This window comes from Burkholderia sp. AcTa6-5, from assembly GCF_017815075.1.
Classification (GTDB): Bacteria; Pseudomonadota; Gammaproteobacteria; order Burkholderiales; family Burkholderiaceae; genus Burkholderia; species Burkholderia sola.
Genome location: NZ_JAGIQE010000012.1, coordinates 1 through 26,645 on the forward strand (window position 1 = coordinate 1; position 26,645 = coordinate 26,645).

Consider the following 26,645-nt stretch of genomic DNA (forward strand, 5'->3'; position numbering starts at 1 on the left):
GACCGTGAAACGACTCTACGCCGATGATAGTGCGGATTCCCGTGTGAAAGTAGGTAATCGTCAGGCTCCCTAAGCCAAGAACCCCCGCTCGAAAGGCGGGGGTTTTTGCATTGGCGCGACAGAAATGTGTGGTGTGCCCGGTGTAGATCCCACCTCGTGCCGAATAGCTACACGGCAGCGGACCGGAGTGACCGGCCCGCTGCAGTTTCAGAACGATCGTCGCTTGTCACAGTTACTAACGGTATCGAGTCTCGGGCACTGAGCTACCTGAGCGATGGTGACTTGCGACGCCCACCATGGGCAATGCGCCGATCACATCGGCGTGATGATGAGCCGCTTGTCCTCGACAGTAATCCGGACGCGTTCTCCTGCCTCGAATCCCGCGTCCTCAAGCCATACTCCCGCCAATTTGATCCACGGGAAGTACGTCGTGTTCAGTTTCCGGTGCGCTCTGATGGCACGGAGAACCCTAGACAAGGAATGATGGCGCGCTGACTCTTGAATAGTGACGAAGCGTTCTGTTACGGGGGTACGTGATTTATGATTGGCCTTAGCCATTTCCGACTCCTGAGGTGAGTTGGTTGTGGTCAGCGGGTCGTATGGGTGGCAGCCCATGCGGCCCGCGCTTTTTTGCGGTGCTGCAGGTTCAGTCTACGCGAAGAAGAACGCTTTATGAGGCTAATACATGGGAATTGATCGAATGGTATAGGGCGGTCTCAAGAGTCAAGTGCAACGGTTAGCCAATCCAGCGGCGGCCAATTCCATAGCCATCGCCTCTTCGGGAGTTTTCCAGTTGAGGGTTTGACGAGGACGGCCGTTCATCAATTTGGCGATATCGTTCAACTGCATCTGTGTCACGCCTGACAGATCCGCGCCCTTGGGCAGGAACTGCCGCAGCAGACCGTTGGTGTTCTCATTGCTGCCCCGTTGCCAGGGGGCGTAAGGATCCGCAAACCAGATGTCCAGATTCAGCCGCTTGGCCAGTTCGACATGACAGGTCATTTCCGATCCGCGATCGTACGTCAGACTCTCACGGAGAAAGGCCGGGAGTTTCTTCATCTGCCGCGTGAAGCCTTCCAGCGCATCTTGGGCCGTACAGCCATCCATGCGGCACAGCACCACGAACCGCGTCTTGCGCTCGACCAGCGTGCCGACGCAGGAGCGATTGAACGCGCCTTTGATCAAATCGCCTTCCCAATGACCGGGCCATTGGCGTGTTTCGATTTGCTCCGGGCGATGGATGATGCGCAGTTCCTCCGGCACGAAGCTCTTGCGGGCAGGCGTCTTGCGCATGTTGCCGCGCACGGGCTTCTCCTGCCGAAGGGCTTCGATCATGGCCTGCTTCAAGCCACCACGAGGATGCGTATAAATCGCCGCGTAGATCGTTTCGTGGCTGACGCGTTGGTCGGGACTGTCTGGATGCATCTCGCGAAGTCTGGCAGCAATTTGCTGCGGCGACCAGCGCCGATAAACCAGATCGTGATGCACCTGCCAGTACAGCGCATTTCCCACTGCCAGCTTCGGTTGCCGCCGACTCCGCGCGCGGCGCGTCCGGTATGCCAGGGCCGCACTCGTGGCGTCATAGCCGCGTGGCGATTCCGCGCGATTGCGGGCCAGTTCCCGCGTGATCGTCGACGCGCTGCGACCCAGCAGTCTTGCAATCGCGCTGAGGCTTGTGTTCCTGCCTTTCTCGATCATGATCGCCGCGCGCTCTTCGGCGCTCAGATGCTTGTATTTCTTCATCGCAACACCCTACCTCATTACAGGTGCTGCACTTGAAACTAGAGTCTAAGTAGGGACGATTAGCCACTTGGAATCTCGCTCTGCTCAGCGAATGCAACTAGCGACGAAACCGTCGGTGATGATCAGAACGAGGGATGCTCGATATCGAGAGCGGATGAAGAAGGCGTCCGCTCAAATGCGGAGAGTAAACGCGAAACGCCGACAGTTTACAAGCGCCGCACTATGTCATTGAAAGTAAACGAGCTTTCTCGCCGCCGCAGACCGGCGGCGACGTTGTGTATAACGACATGGACATAGGGAAGTCCTCACGCTCGGTCCATCGAAATTGACGACTACAATTGCGCGGTAGCGAACTCGATCAGCCAGCAAGCGAACGGGACTTCGCCAGAAAGACTTGAAGAAAGAGGGACCCAATGCAACCGTTCTCCATCACGCTATTCGCAACCACCGGTGATCCGGAGGGAATTCGCCACGTCGATAAATCGAACTGGTCTGGTTATGGGGTTGTCTTCACGAGGGAACTCTTCCATCTACTGAAGCAGGAGCCTGGCATCTCCCAGGCAGGCGTCTACATCCTTGTTGGTAACGCAGCAGAGGAGACTATCTACATCGGTGAGGCAGACCCGGTTGGTGATCGCCTAAAGAATCACGTCGCGAACAAGGAGGGGTGGGTCTGGGGTGTGTATTTTTTCGACCGAAATCACAAGATCGGCAAGACGGAAGTTCAGTTTCTAGAGTCTGAGCTGGTTGCGCTGGCTAAGAAGCATGGCCGCGCGATCTTGCTGAACAAGAACAGTCCGACAACGCCAACGATGGCACCTGCCGCGAGGGCGACCGCACAAGCATTTTTAGCTGACATGCTGTTGATCTTGCCGATGCTTGGAATCAACGCGTTCAATGCGCCGAAGCAGAGTGATACCTCTGGTCAAGTTCAAGCAATTGAGACAGACAGCGAGAAATTCGACACGATCGTCGTGCCTGCTCGAGAAGAGGGGTTTAATCGACGCTACTTGGGTGAGAACTGTTGGTTCGCAGTAAGAATTAATGCGAAGCACATTCCAAAGTTAAAGTACATCGTGGCATATCAAGTTGCTCCCGTGGCGGCGATAACTCACATTGCGGAAATCGAATCAATCGTTCCCTACAACGATACCGGGAAATACATGATTCACTTTAAAGGGGCGGCGCAAGAGATTGGTCCGATCCCACGCCCAGTGGATAGTGAAGTCAACATGCAGTCGCCGCGTTACGCTCTAAGAGAGAAGGTTCTGGCGGCGACGAATTTGGACCAAGTGTGGGCGCCGATCTCATGATCGCTGAAGTGGAGACGAGTACAGGATCAGTTTGCTCGGAGTCTGAACATTTGCAAAGTTCTCTCCTGTTTCTCGATCGCTGGGAACCTGTCCGCGTTTTTGTGGGCGAGGCTAAACAACTCGTTAGCTGCGCGCTTGCGACGTACGCACCCAGCGCAGTAACAAGAAGGCCGCTATCCGAGCGTGAATTCCCATCAGGACTGGCCGCACTTCGTGTTCGCTGCTGTCGCAGATCGCGAAGTTGTTCGAAGTGCGTGACCTTGACAAACACTGCCGCTTGGAGCGGCACACCGCTGTTTAGTGACTCGGCATGCGAGGTGCTGTGTCAATCGGACATGGGCCCTAATTCAATCTTGAAACAAGGGATCTCGTCGGAACACACGTGTGAAGGTCACGGCGCCTTCGTCACTCGGAGTGGCGTCGATAGTTGCAAGTAAATCCGGTGCTCGGCGAATGCACATGCTTATTTCGTGAATTAATAGTACAGGGAGGGGAAATGGGACAGCTTGCACTGACGATGCCGATAGTTTCTATTGGCTCGGCTGAACTTAAAAAATGGGGAGAAAAATGGCTCGAGAACAAAAAAAGAGCGGAAGCAGAAGGGAAAAAGAGGTTCGCGGAAAAGGAGGAAGCGCGGAAGAAGGCGGCGCATGCAGCAGGCCGTAAATTCAAGGAGAAGGAATTTAATCCGTCTTCAATCAGCGGTGCTTTCGCAAAGGATGAATCCATCCAGTTCGGCTCTCTTTTTGATCGAGCATTTGGCGAGGCCCTTGCTAAGTTCCTTGGTAGTGTGCCTGTGGTAGTACCCAACGGCGACTCGTTACTACCGCCACAAGAAGATTGCGTGGAGGTTGGCCTGACACGGATTGTGGGTGGTATTCGCCCCCAAAATTACGATGCAGCCTATCGGCCTGACGGCCCACGAGTGGCGTTCGATAGTAAGTCATTAAATGATAAAAAGAGTATCGGGAAAAACTGGCAAAACATGATAAATGACCTCGCCACGGAGGCGGCGACGATTCATACTCGCTTTCCGTATGCTGTTGTTGCGTTCATGGTCATCCTCCCAAAGCCGGCGCTTGAAGCGAAACAGCAGGCAGACATAGTTCGTACTCTTGAGCGCCTTGGCACTCGTGAACACGTGTTGGATCAGCACCATTTGGCTGAGGCTATCGCATTGATCGTTTGGGAGCCGGAGACAGGCGAAATAGATCAAACCGTTCTCGGCGAAGATTCCGTCATTGGCTTGGAAAATTTTTCGCAGAAAATTGCCCGCTGCTACAAAGAACGTTATAAAGGGCTTCCTCCTCACGGGTATGTTCGTGAAGCGCCCGGTATCGAGCATGAGCAAGATCTCAACCAGGCGTGAAGGATATTAATTGACAAGACGCACTTGTTAATCGTGGCTGGTTTTTCTGCATTGAATCGGCTAGTACTCACTAGAACCCTCCGTCTTTGCAGGAGTTGCACACACTTGCGGTGGCGCTGGGGCTAAGACCGCCCAGTGCCCCTCTGGCTGCATTTGCCCAGCAAGAATGCACATGTTGCCAAGCGTGCTTGAATCTTGCAGGTTAAACACGTCTCAGGGCTCGGTCCGGGGCAGAAAGAAGGGCTGAGCGGACCACCAGACACGACGTCGCAGGCATCGACGCAACTCGGACCCCAGCCCCGACCAACCGCAGAACATGCCGCTGTCTCACTCTGCCCATACCCCGAAAGCCATCTCCCTGCCGCACAGTGGTGTAAAATGGTGCATTATTCCACCACGGGGTCACGACGTGACGGCCGCAAACAAGACGAAAGGAAAGCAAAGAAAAACGGAGGCTCCTCTCCGAGCTTCGGTCAGCTTTCCCCCAGATCTCTACCACCTTCTCGAACAGATTGCTTCGCAGAAGAAGGTCTCACTTGCTTGGGTTGTCCGCGACGCCGTCGAGAAGTACATTGCGGATCAATGGCCGCTCCTCGAAAAATCAACTTGAGCCGACCATGTCATCTGTCAGAAAGACAACACTCTCCAGCCCCCTTAAGCGGACGCAAAGCGGTCGATTCAAAGACCTGGATCAAGACAAGCTTCGGGGCGGCTACTACACTTCCCCTGAAGTCGCCGATTGGCTTTGTACGTGGGCAATCCGGTCTTCTAATGAGCGCGTGCTAGAGCCGAGTTGCGGCGATGGCGCCTTCCTCTGCGCTGCTGCCCGCCGGTACGCCGAACTGGGTGCAAGAAGCGCGACGATCGCCGGCAAGTTGACGGGCGTCGAAATCATTCCGGCTGAAGCCGCGCACGCCAAAGAGGCCTTGCGCGCAAAACTCGGTGAGCATGCCGATCATGTGGTGCAGACATCGGACTTTTTCTCCTGGTGGATGAACAACGGAGAGCCATCCTTCGATGCTGTCATCGGCAATCCGCCGTTCATTCGCTATCAGACTTTCCCGGAACCGCACCGCAGCATGGCCATGGCGCTGATGGCGGAAAACGGCCTCTCGCCGAACCGGCTCACGAATATATGGGTACCGTTTGTGGTGGCGGCCGTCGCTGGCCTCAGGCCCGGCGGCCGACTGGCCATGGTCCTACCGGCCGAATTGTTGCAGGTCACCTATGCCGCGCAGCTGAGGTCCTTTCTCACGGATCGGTTCGATCGCATTGACATCGTCGCTTGCAACGAGCTCTTCTTCAAGAAGGCCGAGCAGGAGGTGGTGCTCTTGCTTGCAGATGGTCGCCTGCCTGCCGCGTCGGAGGCGAACCCTTGCCGCGTCACCATGACTGAGGCGGGTGCGGTCGCAGATATCATTGGTAGGTCGCCGGAGGCTTTGCTCGTCAATGCCCAGCCGAAGACGATTCGCCACGACAGTGAAAAGTGGCTTAAGTACTTCCTGACCGAACGCGAAATTTCGTTCATGCGCGAATTGCGCACGTCTGATGTGACGACCTCGCTCTCCACGCACGCGAGCGTCGATGTGGGTGTTGTGACGGGCAAAAATGAGTTTTTTGTGTTGACGAGTGAACAGGTCGAGGAACTGGGCCTTGCGGAATACACGGCGCCGCTCGTCTCGCGCTCCATGCACCTGAAAGGTGCCCGTGTCGGCAAGAGGGACTGGCAAGCGATGTCAGCTTCGGGGGACCGCGTCCACCTACTTCACCTGAAGCCCATACGGGGCACCAAACCCACGGGCGCCCTTGCGCGATACATCCGTCATGGTGAGGAGCATGAGGTGCACACGGGCTACAAGTGCTCGATTCGTGAGCCTTGGTATGAAGTGCCTTCGGTATGGGTTCCAGACGGCTTTCTTTTTCGCCAGATCTACGACTTCCCTCGTGTCGTGCTGAACCAGGCGGGCGCTACGTCGACCGATACGATCCACCGGATGCGCGCGAAAACGTCCACGCCGGAGCGCGTCATCGCCAACACCTATTCGTGGTTGACGGCTGCGTCTGCCGAGATCGAGGGCCGCAGCTATGGCGGTGGCGTGCTCGAGCTCGAGCCAACTGAGGCGGAGCGCCTGCTCGTTCCGGCCATACTCAACGGCGCATTGCCGCTTGCGGAATGCGACAAGCTTACCCGCGAGGGGCGTCTTGACGACGTGCTCGAAGAGAACGGGCGGCTCGTGCTGATGGGGCATATGGGGCTTTCGAGATCGGATTGCCTGCTGCTGCGCGATATCTGGGGCAAGATGCGCAATCGTCGCATGGCGCGCAGCAAGAGTTCGCGTGCGGCCGCCGCCGCGCAGCGAGCGGCGGAATGATGGCGGAGAGCGTGTTGTTAGCAGAAGCCGATCAACGAGATGCTTCGCGCGCAAAAGTCGCCGCGCTCGTCGAGAAGTTTCGGCGCAACGAAGCGGACCACCACCGAGCGACCTACAACGAGACGCAGGCCCGTACCGATTTCATCACGCCGCTACTCGAAGCCTTTGGCTGGGATGTCCATAATACGGCGGGCCTTCCCGCGAGCTTTCGTGAAGTCGTCGAAGAGGCCACTGTCGAAGTCGGGGATGAGCGGTTGTCGAAGCGCCCCGACTATGAACTCCGACTCGCCCGGCAGCGTAAGCTTTTCGTCGAGGCGAAGAAGCCGAGCGTCGCAATGGATCGCAGTACCGCAGCTGCTTTTCAAACGCGTCGATATGGCTATTCGGCGAGCCTACCGATCGCGATCCTGACGAACTTCCACCAACTCGCGGTTTACGATTGCCGGCCCGTTCCTGCTCCCACGGACGAGGCGCATGTCGCCCGGCTGCTGCTCGTGCACTACGACGAATTCGAGGCGCGTTTTGACGAGCTATGGCCAATCCTTTCGCGGCAAGCCGTCTATTCGGGTGATTTCGACCGGCGCTTCGCCGTCGGCGTGACGCGCCACGGCGCGGAGCAATTCGACGATTTCTTTCTCAGACAAGTCAGATCATGGCGCGAGAGGCTCGCAGCCGACATTCATGTAAATACGCCAGGCTTGAGCCCCGCAGAGCTGACCTACGCAGTGCAGATCTTCCTCTCGCGGATCGTCTTCCTGCGCATTTGCGAGGACCGTGAGATCGAGCGCTACGAAACGCTGAGGAATCTGCCGGCGGCGAACACATTCGACGCGCTGCTGAACGAGTTGCGCCGCGCCGACGCATTCTACGATTCGGGGCTCTTTCGCCTGCTCGACGATTCGCGGCTCGGCATTCGTATTAGCGACGCGATTCTGCACAGTGTCATCACCGAGCTTTACTATCCGCAGAGCCCTTACACGTTCGCTGTGGTCGAGACGGAGGTACTCGGTGAGATCTACGAGCAGTTCCTCGGCGAGGAGATCACGATTGGTGACGGCACTGTCACGATCGTTAGTAAGCCCGAGGTCCGTGAAAGCGGCGGCGTGGTGCCGACTCCGCGCTATATCGTCGATGCGATTGTCGAACGCACGCTATTTCCTTTGTTGTCGGGTAAGAGTCCGGCTGCACTTGCGACGTTCACAGCAGCCGATATCTGCTGCGGATCAGGCATCTTCCTGCTGGCGCTTTACGAGCTCATCCTCGATCACTATCTGGCATGGTATCTGACCAACGATCGTGAAGCGCATATTGGACGTACGATCTACGATGCCGGCGCGGGGCATTGGCGCCTGACATACGCTGAAAAGCGCCGCATTCTGATCGTACATGTCCGGGGTGTTGATATCGACCACAATGCGGTGGAGGTGGCTCGCTTCAGCTTGCTGCTCAAGTTGATTGAGGGCGAAGAGGCGACGAGCCTTCGCGATTACGTCCGGGCGCACCGCACGCCAGCGCTACCTGACCTCGAGGGCGTGATCAAGTCCGGCAACAGTCTTGTTAGTCCCGATGAGTGGGCTCAAGCGCAAGGCCCGATGCCGGCTGCGCTTGTTGCGAAAGTCAATCCGTTCGATTGGCCAGAGGAGTTTGCCGTCGAAATGGCACGCGGCGGCTTCGATGTGATCGTTGGCAACCCGCCATATATCCGCATTCAGAACATGGCGGTCTACTCGCCGGAAGAAGTCGCCTACTATCAGAACGCGGCCTCGCCCTACGCCACCGCGCATCAGGACAACTTCGACAAATACGCGCTTTTCATCGAGCGCTCAGTATCGCTGCTGGGCGCGGGCGGACGGCTCGGAGTGATCACGCCACACAAATTCATGAGCACGCAGGCGGGCCGGGCGTTGCGTCACATGATCGCAGAGCCCCGGTTCCTCGAGCAAGTTGTGCACTTCGGCGTCAAGCAGGTGTTCGGTCGCAAGGCGTCGAACTATACCTGCATACTGATCTTGGATCGCCGCGGCACGACGACGGTTCGCGTAGAGCAAGTCGACCACCTCGAAGCTTGGCGTTACGGCAGACGTGGCTTGATCACCGATATTCCTTCGAGCGCGCTCGGTGATGGCACATGGCAGTTTGCGGATAACGAAACGCGCCAGTTGTTCGAGCGCATCCGAGAAATGCACACATCGCGACTCGGAGCCGTGGCCGAGATATTCGTCGGCGTTCAGACGAGCGCCGATGCGATCTACATATTCCATAGCGTGACCGAGACGCACGATTCCGTCACGCTTCACTGGGACGGGCGCGATTGGCCGATCGAGCGTGGCATCCTGCGCCCGTGCCTACTTGACGTGTCTGTCGATGCTTACGCGAAGCCTCGGTCGAATGCGTGGATGATCTTCCCTTACGTGCTTGTCGCGACTGAGCGCGGCGAGAAGGCCATGCTCATCCAGCCGGACGAGATGGCCGAGCGCTTTCCCGGCTGTTTCGCATATCTAGCTGCCAGGCGCACAGCTCTCGATGCTCGCAGGATCAATGGCGGTGTCGCTGGAGAACGACAGTTTTACCAGTTCGGCCGCTCACAAAGTCTTACCAAATTCAACACGCCGAAGATCATTCTGCCCATCCTTTCCCTAGAACCGCGGTATGCCTACGACGACACGAACATTATCGTCACTGGCGGTGGGAATGGTCCTTACTATATGGTTCGCGCGCTTCCCGATCAAGGCTTGAGTGACTTTTATCTCCTCGCCGTGCTCAACCACCCCCTCAGTGAGGCCATTGTGCGGACTAATACCAGTACTTTCCGCGGTGGCTATTACTCTCACGGCAAGCAATACATTGAGAATCTTCCGATACCGGTACCTACCGACTGCCAACGAGTGGAGATAGAAAACATCGTTGCCGAACTTATTCGAACGAGTAGCACTCTCGCCTCTGCCCGTACCCCGCATGAGCGGATCTTGTATAAACGGCGTGTTCACACGCTTCGAAATCGAATCGAGGTGCGCATTACCGAATTGTTCGGATTATCGCAGGCAGACATGGACATCGTCCGAGCTGTTCCGGTCCCAAGTTGACTAGAGCACCAACGACGTCGGTAACAACGAACGACGACAAGGAGCGCAGCCGACGCGCAGAAAGTGGAGGAAGGTTTGGGCGTAATACCTAGCGGCGAAATTCATCGAGGCAGGCATATACGTCCGGCGATAGTCATAGCGGTACGATTTACTCAATAGAAATGGCCCATAAGTTTCTCAACTTATGGGCCTTGCTTTCTCAGCTTTTGCAGTTACCGGCTGACAGCATCAGACATCAATGTTGCCAGCTCGCAAAGCATTGCTCTCAATAAACGCACGCCGCGGCTCGACGTCATCCCCCATGAGGGTAGTAAAGATCCCGTCCGCAGCAATCGCGTCTTCGATCTGCACACGCAGCAGACGCCGCACTGCCGGATCCATCGTCGTTTCCCACAGCTGCTCGGGGTTCATCTCGCCGAGCCCCTTATAGCGTTGTTTCGAGACGTTGCGTTCAGCATCCGCCAGCAGCCACTTCATCGCGCTCTTGAAGTCCGCCACGGCCATGCTGCGCTCACCGCGCTTGATGACCGCGCCTTCCCCAATAAGCCCCTTGAACGTATTCGCGGTGGTCACGAGCTGCTGATAATCCGCCGTGTGCTGGAATTCCTGGTCGATGACCGAGACCCGCACATTACCGTGATGCGTCCGCTCGACGTGCAGCGCCCGCTGTTCACGAACCGCGTCATACGAAGGCACAACCCGCACTTCGTTCTTCAGCGCCTCGTCATGCAAAGCAGCGTGCAGCGCCTTAGCCGATGCCTCGGTCGACTCTTCATTGGAAAGATCGATCACCACGCCATCCATAACGGCTTCCAGCGCGGCCGGGTCATACAACCGGCTCAACCGGTCGATCACGCTCTGCGACAGCAGATATGACCGCGCCAGCTCCCCAAGCGCATCACCCGAAATCGCCGCCGCATTCTCACCCGGCACCAACTCCGAGCCTTGCAGCGCCAACCGCAGCATATGCGCGTTGAGCTCCACGTCATCCTTCAGATACCGCTCGTCCTTGCCCGCCTTGATCTTGTAAAGCGGCGGCTGCGCGATATACACGTACCCGCGCTCGATCATGTCCGGCATCTGGCGATACAGGAACGTGAGCAGCAGCGTCCGGATGTGCGCACCGTCCACGTCCGCGTCGGTCATGATGATGATGCGGTGATAGCGGAGCTTCTCGAGGTTGTAGTCTTCCTTGCCGATCCCGCACCCAAGCGCGGTCACGAGCGTGACGATCTGTTCCGACGACAGCAGCTTGTCGTAGCGCGCCTTCTCGACGTTCAGCACCTTGCCGCGCAGCGGCAGAATCGCCTGGAACTTGCGATCACGTCCTTGCTTGGCCGACCCACCTGCCGAGTCACCCTCGACGATGTAGATTTCGCACTTCGCCGGGTCTTTCTCCTGGCAGTCCGCGAGCTTGCCGGGCAGGCCAACGCCGTCGAGCACGCCCTTGCGGCGCGTCATTTCGCGTGCCTTCCGCGCAGCATCACGCGCACGAGCAGCCTCAACGATCTTCCCGCAGATGATCTTCGCGTCGATCGGCGTTTCCAGCAGGAACTCTTCCAGCGCCTTCGCGACGACTTCTTCAACCGGCGCACGCACTTCGGACGAAACCAGCTTGTCCTTCGTCTGCGAGCTGAACTTCGGCTCCGGCACCTTCACGGAGAGCACGCACGACAGCCCTTCGCGCATGTCGTCGCCGGTCGTCTCGACCTTCGCCTTCTTCGCGATTTCGTTGTCGGTGATGTACTTGTTGATGACGCGCGTCATCGCGGCCCGCAGGCCGGTCAGGTGCGTGCCGCCGTCGCGCTGCGGAATGTTGTTCGTGAAGCACAGCACGTTCTCGTTGTAGCTGTCGTTCCACTGCATCGCGACTTCGACGCCCACGCCGTCCTTCTCGCCGTTGGCGAAGAACACGGTCGGGTGCAGGTTGGTCTTCGTCTTGTTGATGTACTCGACGAAGCCCTTCACCCCGCCGGCGAATGCGAAATCGTCTTCCTTGCCCGAACGAAGATCGGTGAGGCGAATCCGCACGCCGTTGTTCAGGAACGAAAGCTCGCGCATCCGCTTCGCGAGGATGTCGTAGTGATACTCGACCGTGCCGAAAATGGTCGGATCGGCCATGAAATGCACTTCGGTGCCACGGTTCTCGGTGTCGCCGGTCACGAGCATCGGCGACACTTCCACGCCGTCCACCACTTCGAGCACGCGATCCTGCGCGACGCCGCGGTGGAACTCCATGAAACGCTTCTTGCCGTCGCGGCGCACGGTGAGGCGCAGCCAGCTCGACAGCGCGTTCACGCACGACACGCCCACGCCGTGCAGGCCGCCCGACACCTTGTAGCTGTTCTGGTCGAACTTGCCGCCGGCGTGCAGCTCGGTCATCACGATCTCGGCGGCGCTGCGCTTCGGCTCGTGTTTGTCGTTCATCTTCACGTCGGTCGGAATCCCGCGGCCGTTGTCGGTCACGGAAATCGAGTTGTCGGCGTGAATCGTCACGTGGATGTCGTTGCAGTATCCGGCCAGCGCTTCGTCGATCGAGTTGTCGAGCACCTCGAACACGAGGTGGTGCAGACCGGTGCCGTCCGACGTGTCGCCGATGTACATCCCGGGGCGCTTGCGCACCGCTTCCAGACCTTCGAGGATCTGGATCGACGAGGCGCCGTAGCTGCTGTTATCGGGTTGCGAATTGTGCTGTTCACTCATGGATATCTTCCGGTTCTGCGGGGCCACTCTCGTGGCGGCGCGGTGCGTTTCAGCGAGAGAAAGCGCGGGGCCGCCTAGGCCGGGCCGCTCCAGTTTCCTGGCCCGCCCCAAGCGCCGAAACGGCACCAAAAGGGCGGGTTGTCAGTTCGCCATAAAAACGCCAAAGGGGCTTGCCGCCCCCTGGTGTGTGTCGCGATGTCGAGCGCGTCAGATGCGCATCGGCATCACGACATACTTGAACTCGTCGTTCTCGGGCACGGTGATCAGCGCGCTCGAGCTGGCGTCGCCGAGGCTCACCTGCACGGTGTCGACCTTCAGGTTCGCGAGCACGTCGAGCAGATACGTGACGTTGAAGCCGATGTCGACGGTATCGCCCTGGTAGGCGATTTCGAGTTCTTCCTGCGCCTCTTCCTGATCGGCGTTGGTCGACATGATCTTCAGCTGGCCCGGCGCGATGATGCAGCGCACGCCCTTGAACTTGTCCGAGGTCAGGATCGCCGCGCGCTGCAGCGAACGCTGCAGCTCTTCACGGCCGATCTCGAACGTGTTCTTGTGCGCCTTCGGGATCACGCGCTGGAAGTCGGGGAACTTGCCCTCGACGAGTTTCGACACGAGCTCGACCTGACCGAACGTGAACTTGGCCTGGGTTTGCGCGATGTCGATGGTGACGGTGTCGTCGATGTCTTCGAGCAGGCGCTGCAGCTCGAGAATCGTCTTGCGCGGCACGATGACTTCCTGGCGGCCGAACGTGCCGCCTTCGAGCTTCATCGACGAGAACGCGAGGCGGTGGCCGTCGGTGGCCACGGCCATCAGCTGGTCGCCGTCGACGACGAGCAGCATGCCGTTCAGGTAGTAGCGGATGTCCTGCTGCGCCATCGCGAAGTGCACCATGCCGAGCAACTGGCGGAACGACTTCTGCGGGACGGTCAGCGTGGCGCCGAAATCCTTCGCCTGCGCGACGGTCGGGAACTCGTCGGCCGCCAGCGTCTGCAGTGCGAAACGGCTCTTGCCGGATTGAACGGTGAGGCGCTTGTCGGCGAGCGACAGCGTGACCTGGCCGTCAGGCATCGCGCGCAGGATGTCGAGCAGCTTGCGCGCGGCGACGGTGGTCGCGACCTGGTCGCCGCCGACGCCGAAATCGGCGCGCGTGGTGATCTGCAGCTCCAGGTCGGTCGACAGGAACGAAACGTCCGGGCCGTTCTTGGTGATCAGCAGGTTGGCGAGGATCGGCAACGTATGGCGGCGTTCGACGATGCCGCTGACCGTTTGCAGCGGCCTGAGGAGGGTGTCTCGTTCGGTCTTGACCAGTTGCATAGAGTTCCTTCGTTGAGTAACGGCCTGCAGCGCAGCAGCCTCGCAGCGCCCCGCCGGCCGGGCTCTTGGCCCGCCACCACCGGGGCGGTCAAACCAGTATTGTGCCTCAAAACCGAACCGCCCCCCTTAAATTGGGGCGGAGGCCGAATTATCAAGCGCGGCGCGCGCGCTCAGCCCTTCAGCGTCTGTTCCAGCACGTGCAGCTCGTGGTTGAGCTGCGCGTCCTTGCTGCGCTCGTCGGCGATCTTGCGCACCGCGTGCAGCACGGTGGTGTGATCGCGCCCGCCGAACAGCTCGCCGATTTCCGGCAGGCTCTTCTGCGTGAGTTCCTTCGCCAGGTACATCGCAATCTGCCGCGGCCGCGCGATGTTCGCGGGGCGCTTCTTCGAATACATGTCGGCGACCTTGATGTTGTAGAAGTCGGCGACGGTCTTCTGGATGTTCTCGACCGAAATCTGCCGGTTCTGCACGGTCAGCAGGTCCTTCAGCGCTTCCTTGGTCAGCTCGATCGAGATCTCGCGGCCGTGGAACTTCGAATACGCGAGGATCTTGCGCAGCGCGCCTTCGAGCTCGCGCACGTTCGAGCGCAGGTGCTTCGCGACGAAGAACGCGACGTCTTCCGACAAATTCACGCCTTCGGACTGTGCCTTACGCATCAGGATCGCGACGCGCATTTCCAGCTCGGGCGGCTCGATCGCGACGGTGAGGCCCGAGTCGAAGCGCGAGATCAGGCGATCGTCGATGCCCGAAATCTCCTTCGGATACGTGTCGCTGGTGATGATCACCTGCGCCTTGTTCGCGACCAGCGCTTCGAACGCGTAGAAGAATTCCTCTTGCGTGCGCGACTTGCCGGAGAAGAACTGGATATCGTCGATCAGCAGCAGGTCGAGCGAGTGGTAGTAGCGCTTGAAGTCGTCGAACGCCTTGCGCTGGTACGCCTTCACTACGTCCGACACGTATTGCTCGGCATGGATGTAGCGGATTCGCGCGCCGGCCTTGTCGAGCAGCAGCTGGTTGCCGATCGCGTGGATCAGGTGGGTCTTGCCGAGGCCGACGCCGCCGTACAGGAACAGCGGGTTGTACGAGATGCCCGGGTTGTCCGCGACCTGGATCGCGGCGGCGCGCGCGAGCTGGTTCGCCTTGCCGGTCACGAAGTTGTCGAACGTGAGCACCGGGTTCAGCTTCGACCGTTCGTACATCGAATCGGCTTCGCCGCCGTTCGCGGGTGCGGCGCCGGGGCCCGGGCGCCACGTGCGGCGGCCGGCCGCCGCTTCGTGCGCGGGCAGGCTTGGCAGGTCGATGTCGACGTCGTCGGCGTTCAGGTGATGCGCGGCGGCGGCCGATTGCGTCATCGGCACGTCGGCCGGCGCGCTGGGCGCGGCGGCGGCATTCGCGGTCAGGTTGGCGGCGATCGCGGCAACCGTCGCGGCCGGGCCGCTCGGGGCCAGCGGCGCGCGCGGGGCGGCCGGTGCGGCGCCTGCGGCGGCGCTACGCATGCCTGCCTTGGGATCGAGGACGAACTGGACTTCGATCGGCGTGTTCCAGAATTCACGGGCCAGATCGGAGATGCGGCCCGAAAACTGGCTCTTGACCCAGTCCAGCTTGAAGCGGTTCGGCGCCGCGATGGACAGCGTGTTCGCCGACGCATCGAAGGCCACCGGGGCCAAGGGTTTGATCCACGTCACGTACTGCTGGGGCGTTAGCTCGCGCTCCAGCAGTGCGGAACAGTGTTGCCAGAAATCGTTCATCAAGTAACTGTCGTTTTTTGCGTGCACAGCGCGGCTCGCCGGCGCCCTTGTGGCGGTTGCGCAACAAGGCCCGAAGCGGTCGTGCGAGCGTGCCTCGGACGCCTGCATCACAGTGTTGGAGGGGCAGGCGCGAGCCGAAGCGGCGTGCGGGATTCTTGGAGATAAGGCGAGATTCTAACGCCAAACGCGGCCACAGCGGGACTTATCCACAGGCTGGGTTTGTGGGTCGCGGGGCCGGATCGGAGCGGCCCGGCACAGGCGAGCGACTCGTAAAGTATTGACCGTCAACGGAAAAACGGTTTAAATAGCGGGTTCCGCGAAAACCAATCCTGTATTCCCGGCGATTGCGTTCGCCCGAATGCCTCCGGTTAAGGGCACGCGGTCCCCTGAATTTCGACATTCTCGAACAAGTGAGAACATCATGAAACGTACTTACCAACCGTCCGTGACGCGCCGCAAGCGCACCCATGGCTTCCGTGTCCGCATGAAGACGGCAGGCGGCCGCAAGGTCATCAACGCTCGCCGCGCGAAGGGCCGCAAGCGCCTCGCCATCTAAGGCAGGTTGCGCGCTGTGTCCGCCGTCCGCAGTCCTGCGGAAGGTGCCGTCGAGCCGGGTGCGAATCCGTCGCAGACGAAAGCCGCCTTCCCGAAAGCTGCGCGACTTCTGAAAACGGATGAATTTTCATCCGTTTTTCGTTTGCGCCCCTGGCGGCGCTCCGCGCACTTCGTGATCTACGGCAAGCCGACCGGTCAGCCTGCACGTCTGGGGCTCGTCATCGGCAAGAAGTATGCGCCGCGAGCGGTCACCCGTAACCTCGTGAAGCGGCTAGCGCGCGATCAGTTTCGCCTGCGCCGCGCCGAATTCGCCGGTTACGACCTGCTGCTGCGGCAGCACACGCGCTTCGACAAGAAAGCGCTGCCGAGCGCGGCCTCCGCCCCGCTCGCGGCGATGTGCGCGGCCGAGATCCGCGAACTGCTCGACAGGGCAGTCCGGGAAATCGCGCGCCGTGCGTCGAAGCCCGCGTCCGAGTGACGCATCCGTGCCCGGCGCGGCGTTCGCGCCCGCCCGGCCGGTTTTGACGCGGCGTCGTACGGCGCCGCCCAAGGTATGGAAACGGTATTGATCGCCTTGCTGCGCTTCTACAAGGTTGCCGTGAGCCCGATGCTCGGCAACCGTTGCCGTTTTTATCCTTCCTGTTCGGATTACGCGCGCGAGGCAATCCAGTATCATGGCGCCGCGCGCGGCACGTATCTCGCCGTCAGGCGCGTGTGCCGATGCCATCCGTTTTCCGCGGGCGGCATCGACCTCGTCCCGCCGCCCAACTCCGACACTCGCGCTCGCGGCGAAGCCGACGCGCGGTCCCATCGACTCTGAGACAACGCATGGATATCAAACGCACCGTCCTATGGGTGATCTTCTTCATGTCAGCTGTCATGCTGTACGACAACTGGCAGCGGGACCATGGACGCCCGTCGATGTTCTTCCCGAGCGCCACGCAGACGGCCCCGGCTGCTGCCGGCGGCGCATCGGGCACGGGCGCGACGAAGACCGCAGGTGACGTGCCGGCCGCCGCAGCCGGCGCCGCACCGTCGACGACGGCCCCGGCCGCGCAGGCGCAGCTCGTGAAGTTCTCGACCGACGTGTACGACGGCGAAATCGACACGCGCGGCGGCACGCTCGCGAAGCTGACGCTGAAGAAGCAGGGCGACGGCAAGCAGCCCGACCTGTACATCACGCTGTTCGACCACACGGCCGGCCACACGTATCTCGCACGCACGGGCCTGCTCGGCGGCGATTTCCCGAACCACAACGACGTCTACACGCAGCTGAACCCCGGCTCGACGTCGCTGACGGGCGACCAGAACACGCTGAAGCTGTCGTTCGAATCGCCGGTGAAGGGCGGCGTGAAGGTCGTGAAGACCTACACGTTCACGCGCGGCAGCTATGTGATCGGCGTCGACACCAAGATCGACAACGTCGGCACGGCGCCCGTCACGCCGACGGTCTACATGGAACTGGTGCGCGACAACACGGCCGTCGAAACGCCGATGTTCTCGCATACGTTCCTCGGGCCGGCGGTTTATACGGACGCGAAGCACTTCCAGAAGATCGACTTCAGCGACCTCGACAAGAACAAGGCGAACTTCGAGAAGGCCGCCGACAACGGCTGGGTTGCGATGGTGCAGCACTACTTCGCGTCGGCCTGGATTCCGCAGCAGGGCGCGAAGCGCGACATCTACGCTGAAAAGATCGATCCGACGCTGTATCGCGTCGGCGTGAAGCAGCCGGTCGCCGCGATCGCGCCGGGCCAGTCGGCCGACGTGCAGGCGCGCCTGTTCGCCGGTCCGGAAGAAGAGCGCATGCTCGAAGGCATCGCGCCGGGCCTGGAGCTCGTGAAGGACTACGGTTGGGTGACGATCATCGCGAAGCCGCTGTTCTGGCTGCTCGAGAAGATCCACAGCTACGTCGGCAACTGGGGCTGGGCGATCGTGCTGCTGACGGTGCTGATCAAGGCCGTGTTCTTCCCGCTGTCGGCTGCGAGCTACAAGTCGATGGCGCGCATGAAGGAAATCACGCCGCGCATGCAGGCGCTGCGCGAACGCTTCAAGAGCGATCCGCAGAAGATGAACGCCGCGCTGATGGAGCTGTACAAGACCGAGAAGGTCAATCCGTTCGGCGGCTGCCTGCCGGTCGTGATCCAGATCCCGGTGTTCATCTCGCTGTACTGGGTGCTGCTCGCATCGGTCGAAATGCGCGGCGCGCCGTGGATTCTGTGGATTCACGACCTGTCGCAGCGCGATCCGTTCTTCATCCTGCCGGTGCTGATGGCCGTGTCGATGTTCGTGCAGACGAGCCTGAACCCGACGCCGCCGGACCCGGTCCAGGCGAAGATGATGAAGTTCATGCCGATCGCGTTCTCGGTGATGTTCTTCTTCTTCCCGGCTGGCCTCGTGCTGTACTACGTCGTGAACAACGTGCTGTCGATCGCGCAGCAGTACTACATCACGCGCAAGCTCGGCGGCGTCAAGAAGAAGCCGGCCTGACGCTTGATGCATTCGCGGGCGGCCAGCCGCCTGCGATGCTCGCAAAAAAAGCCGCATGGTTCGCGACCATGCGGCTTTTTGTTTTCCCGGCGGCGGCGGCGCGTGCGGTGGCTGCCGCTCAGGCCTTCTTCGCTTCGAGTTTCGGATCGCCGTAGAACTGCTCGACGAGTTCCTGAACGAGGTAGCGCTGGTGTGGAGACAGCGCCTCGATCTTCGATGCGAGTTCAATCGTCTCGGGCGTTGGCGGATAGCGTTCGTCGCGCGGCAGCGGTTGCGGCGTTGGATGTTCGACCACGCTCGGCGACGGCCCGTAATGCAGCCAGTGCACTTCGACGCGCAACCATTCGGCCAGCGTTTCGAGTTTGTCCGACGTCGGGATCGTGCGGCCCGTCAGCCATTTGTGCGCGGTTTGCGGCGAAACGGGGTGCGTTCCGCGGTGACGCAGATTGAATCGGTTCGCCAGCTCCGTCGCGCCCGTGACCTTCTCCGGGCTGCGCCGCAGGGCGAATTTCAGGCGTTCCGAGAACGCGGCTTTTTCTTCGGATGTCGGCATGGGGGAGATTGTGCAATTTCATCGCCGCGTCTCAGACAACCATATGGGATAAACATATCTCATTCGGACGAATCCCGACCGTGATCAGGATGGTGGAAGAAATTGAGGGACGCAGTGTCGAGCCGCTCCAGCAAACATACTTGTCCGAAATGGCGGGTGGCTCATCACGCTGGACTGATACTTAGCTTATCCCTGACGGGATAAATTCGGGCAAGTCCGAATCGGGCGCCGCGGCCGGTGGCTGATGAGCCCGCACGCTACAATGCCGGCGTTCCTCTGCCCGAACTGTTGCGCGGGCGCACCATTGACTCGCTGATTACCCGATTGCTCTGATTGCCATGCTCGCTACCGATTCCGATCCGATCGTCGCCATTGCCACTGCTGCCGGCCGGGGCGGCATCGGCGTCGTCCGCGTGTCGTTCGGGCGCGGCGGCGAGGCGGCCGCGCTGCCGCTGATCGACGCGTTGTGCGGGCAGAAGCTCGCGTCGCGCCATGCGAGCTACGTGCCGTTCCTCGACGCGCACGGCGCGCCGCTCGACCGCGGGATCGCGCTGTATTTCCCGGCGCCGCATTCGTATACCGGCGAGCACGTGCTCGAACTGCAGGGGCATGGCGGGCCGATCGTGATGCAGTTGCTGCTGCAGCGTTGCCTGGATGCAGGGCGCGACTTCGGGCTGCGGCTCGCGGAGCCGGGCGAATTCACGCGGCGCGCGTTCCTGAACGACAAGCTCGACCTCGCGCAGGCCGAGGCCGTCGCCGACCTGATCGAGGCGAGCACCGAGGCGGCCGCGCGCTCGGCCGGGCGTTCGCTCGACGGCGCGTTCTCGCGGCAGATCCATGCGCTCGTCGAGGACGTGATCACGCTGCGGATGCTGGTCGAGGCGACGCTCGATTTTCCGGAGGAGGAAATCGACTTCCTCGAAGCGGCCGACGCGCGCGGCAAGCTCGCGAGGATTCGCGAACAACTCGCACACGTGCTCGGCGACGCGCGGCAGGGGGCGCTGTTGCGCGAAGGGCTGTCGGTCGTGCTGGCGGGGCAGCCGAACGTCGGCAAGTCGTCGCTGCTGAACGCGCTGGCGGGCGCCGAGCTGGCGATCGTCACGCCGATCGCCGGCACGACGCGCGACAAGGTCGCGCAGACGATCCAGGTCGAAGGGATTCCGCTGCACATCATCGATACGGCCGGCTTGCGCGAGACGGAGGACGAAGTCGAGCGGATCGGCATTGCGCGCACATGGAGCGAGATCGAGCGTGCGGACGTCGTGCTGCATCTGCTCGATTCGCGCACGGGGATGACGCCGGACGACGGGACGATCGCTGCGCGGTTTCCGGCCGGCGTGCCGGTGGTGCGCGTGCTGAACAAGACGGATCTGACCGGCGTGCCGGCGTGCGTCGAGCATCCGGCCGCGGAAGGCGATCTGACCGAGGTGCATCTGTCGGCGAAGCGCGGCGACGGGATCGACATGTTGCGCACGGAGCTGCTGCGGATTGCAGGGTGGCAGGCGGGGGCGGAAGGCGTGTATCTCGCACGCGAGCGGCATCTGATCGCGCTGCGGGCCGCGCAGGAACATCTTGCACAGGCGGCGGATCATGCGGAGCAACGCGCTCAGTCGCTCGATCTGTTTGCCGAGGAGCTGCGGCTCGCGCAGGAGCAGCTCAATGCGATTACCGGGGAGTTTACGTCGGATGATCTGCTGGGGGTGATTTTCAGCAGGTTTTGTATCGGGAAATAGAAACGAAAAGGATTGCAGGCCGGGAATGGCACGGCCATTGCCCGGTTATAGAGCATGTCTGCATCCGCGTGACGACTGCCAACCAGGTTGCCACAGTGGTTTTACAGGCGCGGACGTGCCGCTAGCAGCCGATCGATGAACGCTGGCGGAAGCGGTATATATACAGAATCATCTCCGCCGTCGCCTTTTGAAAAGGCCACGTAGGCGTCGCTATAGCTATTCCAGGAAATTTCGGGAGTAGGTGTGTTAAATGTGTGCTGAGCCAACAGCCTCCCGGTTTGCGCGCGGTACACGCGGCCAACGTACCGAGAATCTCCACCCGGAACCCAGGCTAAAAGGCACAGGTCGGCAATATATATTCCATCTGGAGATGTCGATTTTCTACATTCTACCCCTTGAGGTGTTCTGTCAAATGCAAAAATGCCGATCAGTGCCGCAAAGAGCAGTGAGAAGATAATTTTTGAAGAATTCGTCATGATTTTTTGTTGGGTTTGATCATAGCCGAATTTTTATGAATGGGGAAATTGGAATGTATTTTTTGTCGGAGTAGATGATAAAGTCCCCACCTCTGCCATGCATTTCAGACCATCTTCTAAAATCGATGTTCTCCACAGGATAGTAAACATTCCCTTTGATGAATGGATTGCCCCTGGCGACGGCGTATTTGACATATGGGACATGCTCGGAGTTCAAGAATGCAGCGGCTGCACTGTATGGGACGACGATGACGCCGTCGTTACTCCAGTGCCCTAAATATTGAGATCGCTCGCCGGGTTTGTCGGTAAATGTATAGTTGTCTTTCACATACACCCATAGTCCCGTCACTTCGGCTGTCGTTCGGCGCGAATCCACATCCCATGAGAAGCGCGCACTTCCGAGCGCCGCATATATATTGAAGGAACCGAGCGCCCCAGATAAGTCATCGGGTACGCCATTGTTGCGAAGTTGTGCATCCAGTTGAGTTCCAATTTTTTGCCCGAGCGTGCTGTCTACTCTTGAGTATTGAAATTGAAATCGTTGGTGCATGCTGCGAAGATCGTTCCCGCAAAGATCGTCGGTATAGAGTCGCGTTGCACAGTCTTTATACGGGAGCAGAAGCTTGTGGAGTTGGGTTATGGATTTTTGTGAGCGAATCGCTTCATTGATCAGATAGTCGAATTGCTGCTTCGCCCGGGGGAAACGAAGAACCCAATCCAATTTAACGGTAGACATGTCGTACATGTCGGAGGGGTATGATAGTCCGTCTTGATTGATTTCCGCCTCTTCGTCCGAAGAGGTGCGTGAGTAATTTAATTTCCCGGAAAACCATCGCTCCATCAGTGCGGCAGATGTCGGGAGGTATATCTTGCGCATTGTTGCGGGAATTTCCTGGATATCGAACGCTGGTACGGAATCGTCCCTTTTTAGCTTCACGATGGTGGGTTTGGGAGAATCGGGGGCATTGAGCCATGCTTGAAAGCGTGCCAGCGACTTGCCGACCCTCTCCAAACCATCAACCATTTTGTCAAGCGAGTCGCGCTTTGGCTCGGTGGATGCATGCTTGGGTTCGGCTACTTTCGGTTTTTGTAGTATCGGAAGCGGTGGTGCAGGCTTATCCATGGAAAGCGCGATGTTTGGAACGATTTTGCACCCATCTGCGCCGTCATGAAATTTCCATTTCCAAATGAACTTATTTATTGTGAAGTAGGGAATTTTATCCAGATCTGATGGCATTTCTGCTTTAGCTCCGTTGATGTTGGGCGGTATGCGTAATGCCTGTTACGCTAACGTGCTCATGCCCCGGAAATCAATCGAACTAGTTTGAAATGGTTATCCAGATGGTTGAGTTTCAGACGAAATATTCTTTGAACTTTCCCGGCCATCTAAGCGCGCTGGGCGCATGAGATCGCCGATGGGTAAGTCGATACCCGCAGGAACTGCGCTCTTTAAAATTCTTCTTGGCAAGGCAGTTGGAGCGAGCGTTAGCCCGCATCTAAACCACGAACTCGAGGAGAGGCCTAACGTTTCGTGGAATGGGCGTCTGTGGGTCGCCACGACGCTCGTGCCGCTGATGTCCACCGGGGCGGTGCCGACACGTCGGGTCCTTTCGAACTTCTCGCTGTCAATTTCGCCGCAGCGAGGGCGATATGCTGGACGACGGTCGAGGCATGACTGATCGAAGATCAGCCCACAAAGATGCGCGCCTCGAGCGTCCGGACCGTCACCTCTATCAATCCCAATGCCGATGATGATGGTAATACCCACCCCCACCGGAATACCCGCCACCATCCGGCACGACGATACAGCCGCTCAACAACACGGCGACGCCGGCAATCAGCAAAAGGGCCTTCTTCATCGCGTTCACCTGCTCGGGTTCAATATGAAACCCAGCATAGCGAGCGGCCCCGGCCCGGGCTGTAAGCGATCGTATCCCGGCGCCGCAATCCGTAACGGCGGATTATTCCGGTCACAATGACCGTAACAATTGGCCAAACAGCAGACGTTTCAGGCGACGACGACCCGGTTTCGCCCCGTATCCTTCGCCCGATACAGCGCGGCGTCGGCGGCTTCGATCAACGCGTCGGGGGTCGACAGATCGTCGGCCGACACGGTCGCGCAACCCACGCTGACGCTCACGCGTCCGGCCGGCGAGTCGGGCATCGCGAGGTCGAGCCGCAGCACCGCGTCGCGCACTTCGTCGGCCACCACCCGCGCACCGCGCGCGCCGGTGTTCGGCAGCACGACCGCGAACTCCTCGCCGCCGTAACGCGCGACGATATCGGACGGCCGCCGCACCGCGCCGGTCAGTGCATTCGCGACGGCGATCAGGCACGCATCGCCCTTCACATGACCGAACGCGTCGTTGTATGCCTTGAAGTGGTCGACGTCGACCATCAGCAGCGACAGCGGTTCGCTCTGCCGCCGCGCCTGCAGGAACAGCGTGTGGAAATGATCGTTGAAATGGCTGCGGTTGAACGCGCCCGTGAGCCCGTCGCGCGCGGACGAGCGGATCAGCGTCGCGTGCGCTTCGAACAACTGCTGATACAGCATCGTCACTTCCCACGCGAGCACGCACACGAGCACGCCGGGCGTGAACATGCTGAACACGCGCGCGACATACCAGCCGACCGTGAAGCGGTTCGTGCTCAGCAAGTTCAGCGTCGTATCGGTGAGGCACGCGAGCACCGCGATCGCGAGCCACAGGTCGAGCGTCGTGCGCAGCCGGCCGGTGACCAGTACGGCCACGAGCGCGAGCACATTGAGGATCCACACGACGAGCGCGATGCCGTTGACGGGCAGCACGGCAGCGTCGCGGGGCGGATGGAACGCGGGCGGCAGCGACACGTTCAGCGCGATCGCGCACAGGAGCGCCGCGGCGACGGCCGGGCCGCCGACCAGCGCGATCGTCCAGCGGCGCGTCTCCTTCGCGCCGACCGGGGCGCGCGTCAGCCGCTCGCGGGCGAACAGCGCGGCCATCACGAAGCACGGAAAGCCGGCATGCCAGAAGATCCACATCCATGCGGCGCTTTGCGGGCGCGCGCCGAGCAGGCCGTGCGGCGCGAACACGCCGGGAAAGGTGAGCAGTTGCAGCGCGACGGCGAGCGCGGTGAACGCGTAGGCGCCGCCGAGCGCACCGAGCACGGGCTGGCGCGTGACGGTGAATTGCGCGCCGAGGAAGAACGCCGCGATGCTCGCGGTCGTGAACACGGTGAGCGCGCACATCGGCATGAACGGCTCGACGGGCGGCAGCGCGACGTTCGCGTGCGGCGCGGCGATCCCGAGCGTGAGCAGGATGACGAGCGCCGTCAGCGCGCCGAACCACAGCTGACGTTGCGTCGTGTGCTGGATCAGGATGCCTTCCATGGAGTCCCCCGGACACGCGTGCGAAGCGCCCGATCTTGCGCCGGGCGGCACGCATCCCGATCGCGGCGCGACCGGTGCGGCCCGATCCTATCGCGTTATTGGCATCCGCTCAAATGCCGAGCCCCGGGCCGAAGTTGCCGGCGACGCAGCGCGTGACGGCGTCGACGTCCGCGTAGTCCTGTTCGGGCAGGCCGTCGAGCATCGACAGCACCTCGTTGCTGGCGCCGGCGTCGCGCGCGGCATCGACGATCGCATCCTTGTTCGCCGGATAGCGGACGGCCGCCAGCACATCGGCGATCTGCAGATCGATCGTTTCGTTCGGGATATCGTGCGGGGGAATGGCGGGCTTGTCGTTCACGTCGGTGTCTCGCGGGTGGGGCGGGAATGGGATCGAGCGCAAGAGCTGTACCCGCATCGCATGTTACCCGGTCCAGATGGCCCGGCCGGCGCGGGCGGCGAATCGGCGGTGATCGAAGTCAGTGCCCGCGTCGCACGCGGCGCCACGGATGCTTCCAGTCGATGTGCGGCGCGTTCTCGTCGCGCGGATGCTGGCGACGGTGCTCCTGCCAGAGTTCGTCGGAAAACAGCGCGGCCACGATGACGAGCGGCAGCACGAGGAAAATTCCGAGGATGACTTGCTCGATCACGATAGCCTCCTTGCGGTGGCAGGAACCCTTGCTCCCATTCTAGGCTCTGAACTGCGCCCGCGTTCAAATTCTTACAGTGCGAAACGGGCCCGAACGCGGCCGCGCCGCGCGGGCGTTCCGCACGTGCGCCGGCTTTAAAAAGGACATGACCATGCAACTCCAGAACGATACCAACACGCTCGCGCTGCGGCCGCTGGAGCGCCAGGACCTGCGCTTCGTCCACGAACTGAACAACGACGCGAAGATCATGCGCTACTGGTTCGAGGAGCCGTACGAAACCTTCTCGGAACTGTCGCAACTGTACGACCGCCACGTGCACGACCAGCGCGAACGCCGTTTCGTCGCGGTCGACGCGCAAGACGAACTGGTCGGCCTCGTCGAGCTGATCGAACTCGACTACATCCACCGCCGCGGCGAGTTCCAGATCATCATCGCGCCGCAGTGCCAGGGGCGCGGCTACGCCGGCCAGGCGACGCGCCTCGCGATCGAGTACGCGTTCAAGGTGCTGAACATGCGCAAGCTTTACCTGATCGTCGATACGTCGAATGCCGCGGCGATCCACGTGTACGAAAAATGCGGATTCCAGCACGAGGCCGAATTGAAGGAAGAATTTTTCGGGAATGGCGCGTATCACAACGCTTATCGCATGTGCATTTTCCAGCGCGATTATTTCGAGCGCCAGCAAATCGGGTCGAATAAGGCAGGGTAAACACCACGCGGACGAAAGGCGCTTGCGATGGGGCTTCAAGGCGCCGAATGGATGCGGGGAACTACGGATAAATACGGATGCGCTTATACCTGGCATTTTTCTTGTATAAGGTAAATGCGATTCCGCACTGCGGTAAAGTCGAATCGTTTCGGATGACTTTATGTGCAACGCATCAAAATGATCCGGATAGCGAAATGGATTATCCAAACCGTTCAATCGATGCATTGTAACTTTGCTGAAAGCCTTGCCGGATAACGGTTTCCGCCCGGCGGCCAAGGCCTATCCGCCATTCGGCGACGCTTGCCGCGCGCGCCCGTCGCGCCAAAAGCCGCCTGCGCACGGGGTGCGACAATCCGCCGCTATTGCGGTCGCACAACAAATGTGCTTGCTATCGTTTACCGGTCTTCTAAAGTGAAAAACGTGGGTTCACGATCACCTTTAAACACATAGCTAACCCGGCCTGGTGCCCG

General features: G+C 60.3%; 23 protein-coding genes. 11 read left to right on the top strand and 12 right to left on the bottom strand.

All coding sequences use genetic code 11. From position 1 onward, the window contains the following. Window positions 1-312 precede the first annotated feature (312 nt). Together J8I33_RS17340 and J8I33_RS17345 are read right to left on the bottom strand one after the other, a co-directional pair. On the bottom strand, window positions 313-558 hold the full coding sequence (locus tag J8I33_RS17340; RefSeq protein ID WP_209938330.1) for a SymE family type I addiction module toxin: 246 nt from the start codon (window positions 556-558) through the stop codon (window positions 313-315). Between the two features lie 165 nt (window positions 559-723). Further along, window positions 724-1,743: an IS30 family transposase gene (locus J8I33_RS17345; protein ID WP_209938332.1), complete on the bottom strand. Its 1,020-nt coding sequence runs from the start codon at window positions 1,741-1,743 to the stop codon at window positions 724-726. 413 nt (window positions 1,744-2,156) lie between these two features. Here J8I33_RS17345 and J8I33_RS34510 point away from each other — a divergent pair, with 413 nt between their 5' ends. The 5 genes from J8I33_RS34510 to J8I33_RS17370 all read left to right on the top strand — a co-directional run bounded on the left by J8I33_RS34510 (window position 2,157) and on the right by J8I33_RS17370 (window position 9,880). Next, the gene (locus tag J8I33_RS34510) at window positions 2,157-3,056 is read left to right on the top strand and encodes a GIY-YIG nuclease family protein (protein ID WP_245172151.1); all 900 of its coding nucleotides are present in this window, start codon (window positions 2,157-2,159) and stop codon (window positions 3,054-3,056) included. Between the two features lie 496 nt (window positions 3,057-3,552). Next, a complete protein-coding gene (locus J8I33_RS17355; protein ID WP_209938334.1) occupies window positions 3,553-4,425 on the top strand; it encodes a hypothetical protein in 873 nt (290 codons plus the stop codon). A gap of 316 nt (window positions 4,426-4,741) precedes the next feature. Continuing rightward, window positions 4,742-5,035: a ribbon-helix-helix domain-containing protein gene (locus tag J8I33_RS17360; protein WP_245172153.1), complete on the top strand. Its 294-nt coding sequence runs from the start codon at window positions 4,742-4,744 to the stop codon at window positions 5,033-5,035. Between the two features lie 7 nt (window positions 5,036-5,042). Then, entirely contained in the window at window positions 5,043-6,797 is a 1,755-nt protein-coding gene (locus J8I33_RS17365) for an N-6 DNA methylase (protein WP_209938336.1), read from the top strand. Beyond that, window positions 6,695-9,880, top strand: coding sequence for an N-6 DNA methylase (locus J8I33_RS17370; protein WP_209938338.1), 3,186 nt, complete (start codon window positions 6,695-6,697; stop codon window positions 9,878-9,880). Before J8I33_RS17365 ends, J8I33_RS17370 begins: the two co-directional genes overlap by 103 nt. Before the next feature lie 228 nt (window positions 9,881-10,108). Here J8I33_RS17370 and gyrB read toward each other — a convergent pair whose 3' ends face one another. From gyrB to dnaA, 3 genes are all read right to left on the bottom strand, one after another. Further along, on the bottom strand, window positions 10,109-12,583 hold the full coding sequence (gene gyrB, locus J8I33_RS17375; protein ID WP_175809898.1) for a DNA topoisomerase (ATP-hydrolyzing) subunit B: 2,475 nt from the start codon (window positions 12,581-12,583) through the stop codon (window positions 10,109-10,111). Window positions 12,584-12,790: 207 nt separating this feature from the next. Beyond that, the gene (gene dnaN, locus J8I33_RS17380) at window positions 12,791-13,897 is read right to left on the bottom strand and encodes a DNA polymerase III subunit beta (protein ID WP_006756934.1); all 1,107 of its coding nucleotides are present in this window, start codon (window positions 13,895-13,897) and stop codon (window positions 12,791-12,793) included. 170 nt (window positions 13,898-14,067) lie between these two features. Then, a complete protein-coding gene (gene dnaA / locus J8I33_RS17385; RefSeq protein ID WP_245172165.1) occupies window positions 14,068-15,645 on the bottom strand; it encodes a chromosomal replication initiator protein DnaA in 1,578 nt (525 codons plus the stop codon). A 421-nt stretch (window positions 15,646-16,066) separates the two neighbouring features. Between dnaA and rpmH the strand changes: the two genes are divergently transcribed. The 4 genes from rpmH (at window position 16,067) to yidC (ending at window position 18,690) form a co-directional block, all read left to right on the top strand. Next, window positions 16,067-16,201 (top strand): 50S ribosomal protein L34, encoded by a 135-nt coding sequence (gene rpmH, locus J8I33_RS17390; RefSeq protein ID WP_004198824.1) that lies wholly within the window; start codon window positions 16,067-16,069, stop codon window positions 16,199-16,201. Between the two features lie 15 nt (window positions 16,202-16,216). After that, window positions 16,217-16,678, top strand: coding sequence for a ribonuclease P protein component (rnpA, locus tag J8I33_RS17395; RefSeq protein ID WP_006489941.1), 462 nt, complete (start codon window positions 16,217-16,219; stop codon window positions 16,676-16,678). A gap of 75 nt (window positions 16,679-16,753) precedes the next feature. Continuing rightward, the gene (gene yidD, locus J8I33_RS17400; protein WP_006750110.1) at window positions 16,754-17,020 is read left to right on the top strand and encodes a membrane protein insertion efficiency factor YidD; all 267 of its coding nucleotides are present in this window, start codon (window positions 16,754-16,756) and stop codon (window positions 17,018-17,020) included. A gap of 8 nt (window positions 17,021-17,028) precedes the next feature. After that, window positions 17,029-18,690, top strand: coding sequence for a membrane protein insertase YidC (gene yidC / locus J8I33_RS17405; protein ID WP_050018235.1), 1,662 nt, complete (start codon window positions 17,029-17,031; stop codon window positions 18,688-18,690). Between the two features lie 118 nt (window positions 18,691-18,808). Here the strand turns inward: yidC and J8I33_RS17410 are convergent, their stop codons facing one another. Further along, window positions 18,809-19,243, bottom strand: coding sequence for a transcriptional regulator (locus J8I33_RS17410; protein WP_050018236.1), 435 nt, complete (start codon window positions 19,241-19,243; stop codon window positions 18,809-18,811). Between the two features lie 338 nt (window positions 19,244-19,581). Between J8I33_RS17410 and mnmE the strand changes: the two genes are divergently transcribed. Next, window positions 19,582-20,976: a tRNA uridine-5-carboxymethylaminomethyl(34) synthesis GTPase MnmE gene (gene mnmE, locus J8I33_RS17415; RefSeq protein WP_209938342.1), complete on the top strand. Its 1,395-nt coding sequence runs from the start codon at window positions 19,582-19,584 to the stop codon at window positions 20,974-20,976. A 101-nt stretch (window positions 20,977-21,077) separates the two neighbouring features. Here mnmE and J8I33_RS17420 read toward each other — a convergent pair whose 3' ends face one another. The 6 genes from J8I33_RS17420 to J8I33_RS17440 all read right to left on the bottom strand — a co-directional run bounded on the left by J8I33_RS17420 (window position 21,078) and on the right by J8I33_RS17440 (window position 25,466). Then, window positions 21,078-21,452 (bottom strand): hypothetical protein, encoded by a 375-nt coding sequence (locus J8I33_RS17420; RefSeq protein WP_124556200.1) that lies wholly within the window; start codon window positions 21,450-21,452, stop codon window positions 21,078-21,080. Window positions 21,453-21,471: 19 nt separating this feature from the next. Beyond that, window positions 21,472-22,689: a DUF6402 family protein gene (locus tag J8I33_RS17425; RefSeq protein ID WP_209938345.1), complete on the bottom strand. Its 1,218-nt coding sequence runs from the start codon at window positions 22,687-22,689 to the stop codon at window positions 21,472-21,474. A 496-nt stretch (window positions 22,690-23,185) separates the two neighbouring features. Then, the gene (locus J8I33_RS34755; protein WP_280920977.1) at window positions 23,186-23,311 is read right to left on the bottom strand and encodes a hypothetical protein; all 126 of its coding nucleotides are present in this window, start codon (window positions 23,309-23,311) and stop codon (window positions 23,186-23,188) included. Between the two features lie 149 nt (window positions 23,312-23,460). After that, window positions 23,461-24,819: a sensor domain-containing diguanylate cyclase gene (locus tag J8I33_RS17430; RefSeq protein WP_209938348.1), complete on the bottom strand. Its 1,359-nt coding sequence runs from the start codon at window positions 24,817-24,819 to the stop codon at window positions 23,461-23,463. A gap of 109 nt (window positions 24,820-24,928) precedes the next feature. After that, window positions 24,929-25,177, bottom strand: a complete 249-nt coding sequence (locus J8I33_RS17435; RefSeq protein WP_050011093.1) for a DUF2795 domain-containing protein — start codon at window positions 25,175-25,177, stop codon at window positions 24,929-24,931. Between the two features lie 118 nt (window positions 25,178-25,295). Then, entirely contained in the window at window positions 25,296-25,466 is a 171-nt protein-coding gene (locus tag J8I33_RS17440; protein WP_006489933.1) for a hypothetical protein, read from the bottom strand. Between the two features lie 151 nt (window positions 25,467-25,617). Between J8I33_RS17440 and speG the strand changes: the two genes are divergently transcribed. After that, window positions 25,618-26,175 carry a spermidine N1-acetyltransferase gene (gene speG, locus J8I33_RS17445; protein ID WP_050011094.1) on the top strand — a complete coding sequence of 186 codons (558 nt, stop codon included), beginning with the start codon at window positions 25,618-25,620 and terminating at the stop codon, window positions 26,173-26,175. Window positions 26,176-26,645 lie beyond the last annotated feature (470 nt).

What these genes read in the sequence shown, in the direction of transcription:
- J8I33_RS17340 (WP_209938330.1), bottom strand. Translation starts at nt 558, where the DNA reads ATGGCTAAGGCCAATCATAAATCACGTACCCCCGTAACAGAACGCTTC.
- J8I33_RS17345 (WP_209938332.1), bottom strand. Translation starts at nt 1,743, where the DNA reads ATGAAGAAATACAAGCATCTGAGCGCCGAAGAGCGCGCGGCGATCATG.
- J8I33_RS34510 (WP_245172151.1), top strand. Translation starts at nt 2,157, where the DNA reads ATGCAACCGTTCTCCATCACGCTATTCGCAACCACCGGTGATCCGGAG.
- J8I33_RS17355 (WP_209938334.1), top strand. Translation starts at nt 3,553, where the DNA reads ATGGGACAGCTTGCACTGACGATGCCGATAGTTTCTATTGGCTCGGCT.
- J8I33_RS17360 (WP_245172153.1), top strand. Translation starts at nt 4,742, where the DNA reads ATGCCGCTGTCTCACTCTGCCCATACCCCGAAAGCCATCTCCCTGCCG.
- J8I33_RS17365 (WP_209938336.1), top strand. Translation starts at nt 5,043, where the DNA reads ATGTCATCTGTCAGAAAGACAACACTCTCCAGCCCCCTTAAGCGGACG.
- gyrB (WP_175809898.1), bottom strand. Translation starts at nt 12,583, where the DNA reads ATGAGTGAACAGCACAATTCGCAACCCGATAACAGCAGCTACGGCGCC.
- dnaN (WP_006756934.1), bottom strand. Translation starts at nt 13,897, where the DNA reads ATGCAACTGGTCAAGACCGAACGAGACACCCTCCTCAGGCCGCTGCAA.
- dnaA (WP_245172165.1), bottom strand. Translation starts at nt 15,645, where the DNA reads ATGAACGATTTCTGGCAACACTGTTCCGCACTGCTGGAGCGCGAGCTA.
- rpmH (WP_004198824.1), top strand. Translation starts at nt 16,067, where the DNA reads ATGAAACGTACTTACCAACCGTCCGTGACGCGCCGCAAGCGCACCCAT.
- yidD (WP_006750110.1), top strand. Translation starts at nt 16,754, where the DNA reads ATGGAAACGGTATTGATCGCCTTGCTGCGCTTCTACAAGGTTGCCGTG.
- yidC (WP_050018235.1), top strand. Translation starts at nt 17,029, where the DNA reads ATGGATATCAAACGCACCGTCCTATGGGTGATCTTCTTCATGTCAGCT.
- J8I33_RS17410 (WP_050018236.1), bottom strand. Translation starts at nt 19,243, where the DNA reads ATGCCGACATCCGAAGAAAAAGCCGCGTTCTCGGAACGCCTGAAATTC.
- mnmE (WP_209938342.1), top strand. Translation starts at nt 19,582, where the DNA reads ATGCTCGCTACCGATTCCGATCCGATCGTCGCCATTGCCACTGCTGCC.
- J8I33_RS17420 (WP_124556200.1), bottom strand. Translation starts at nt 21,452, where the DNA reads ATGACGAATTCTTCAAAAATTATCTTCTCACTGCTCTTTGCGGCACTG.
- J8I33_RS17425 (WP_209938345.1), bottom strand. Translation starts at nt 22,689, where the DNA reads ATGCCATCAGATCTGGATAAAATTCCCTACTTCACAATAAATAAGTTC.
- J8I33_RS34755 (WP_280920977.1), bottom strand. Translation starts at nt 23,311, where the DNA reads ATGAAGAAGGCCCTTTTGCTGATTGCCGGCGTCGCCGTGTTGTTGAGC.
- J8I33_RS17430 (WP_209938348.1), bottom strand. Translation starts at nt 24,819, where the DNA reads ATGGAAGGCATCCTGATCCAGCACACGACGCAACGTCAGCTGTGGTTC.
- speG (WP_050011094.1), top strand. Translation starts at nt 25,618, where the DNA reads ATGCAACTCCAGAACGATACCAACACGCTCGCGCTGCGGCCGCTGGAG.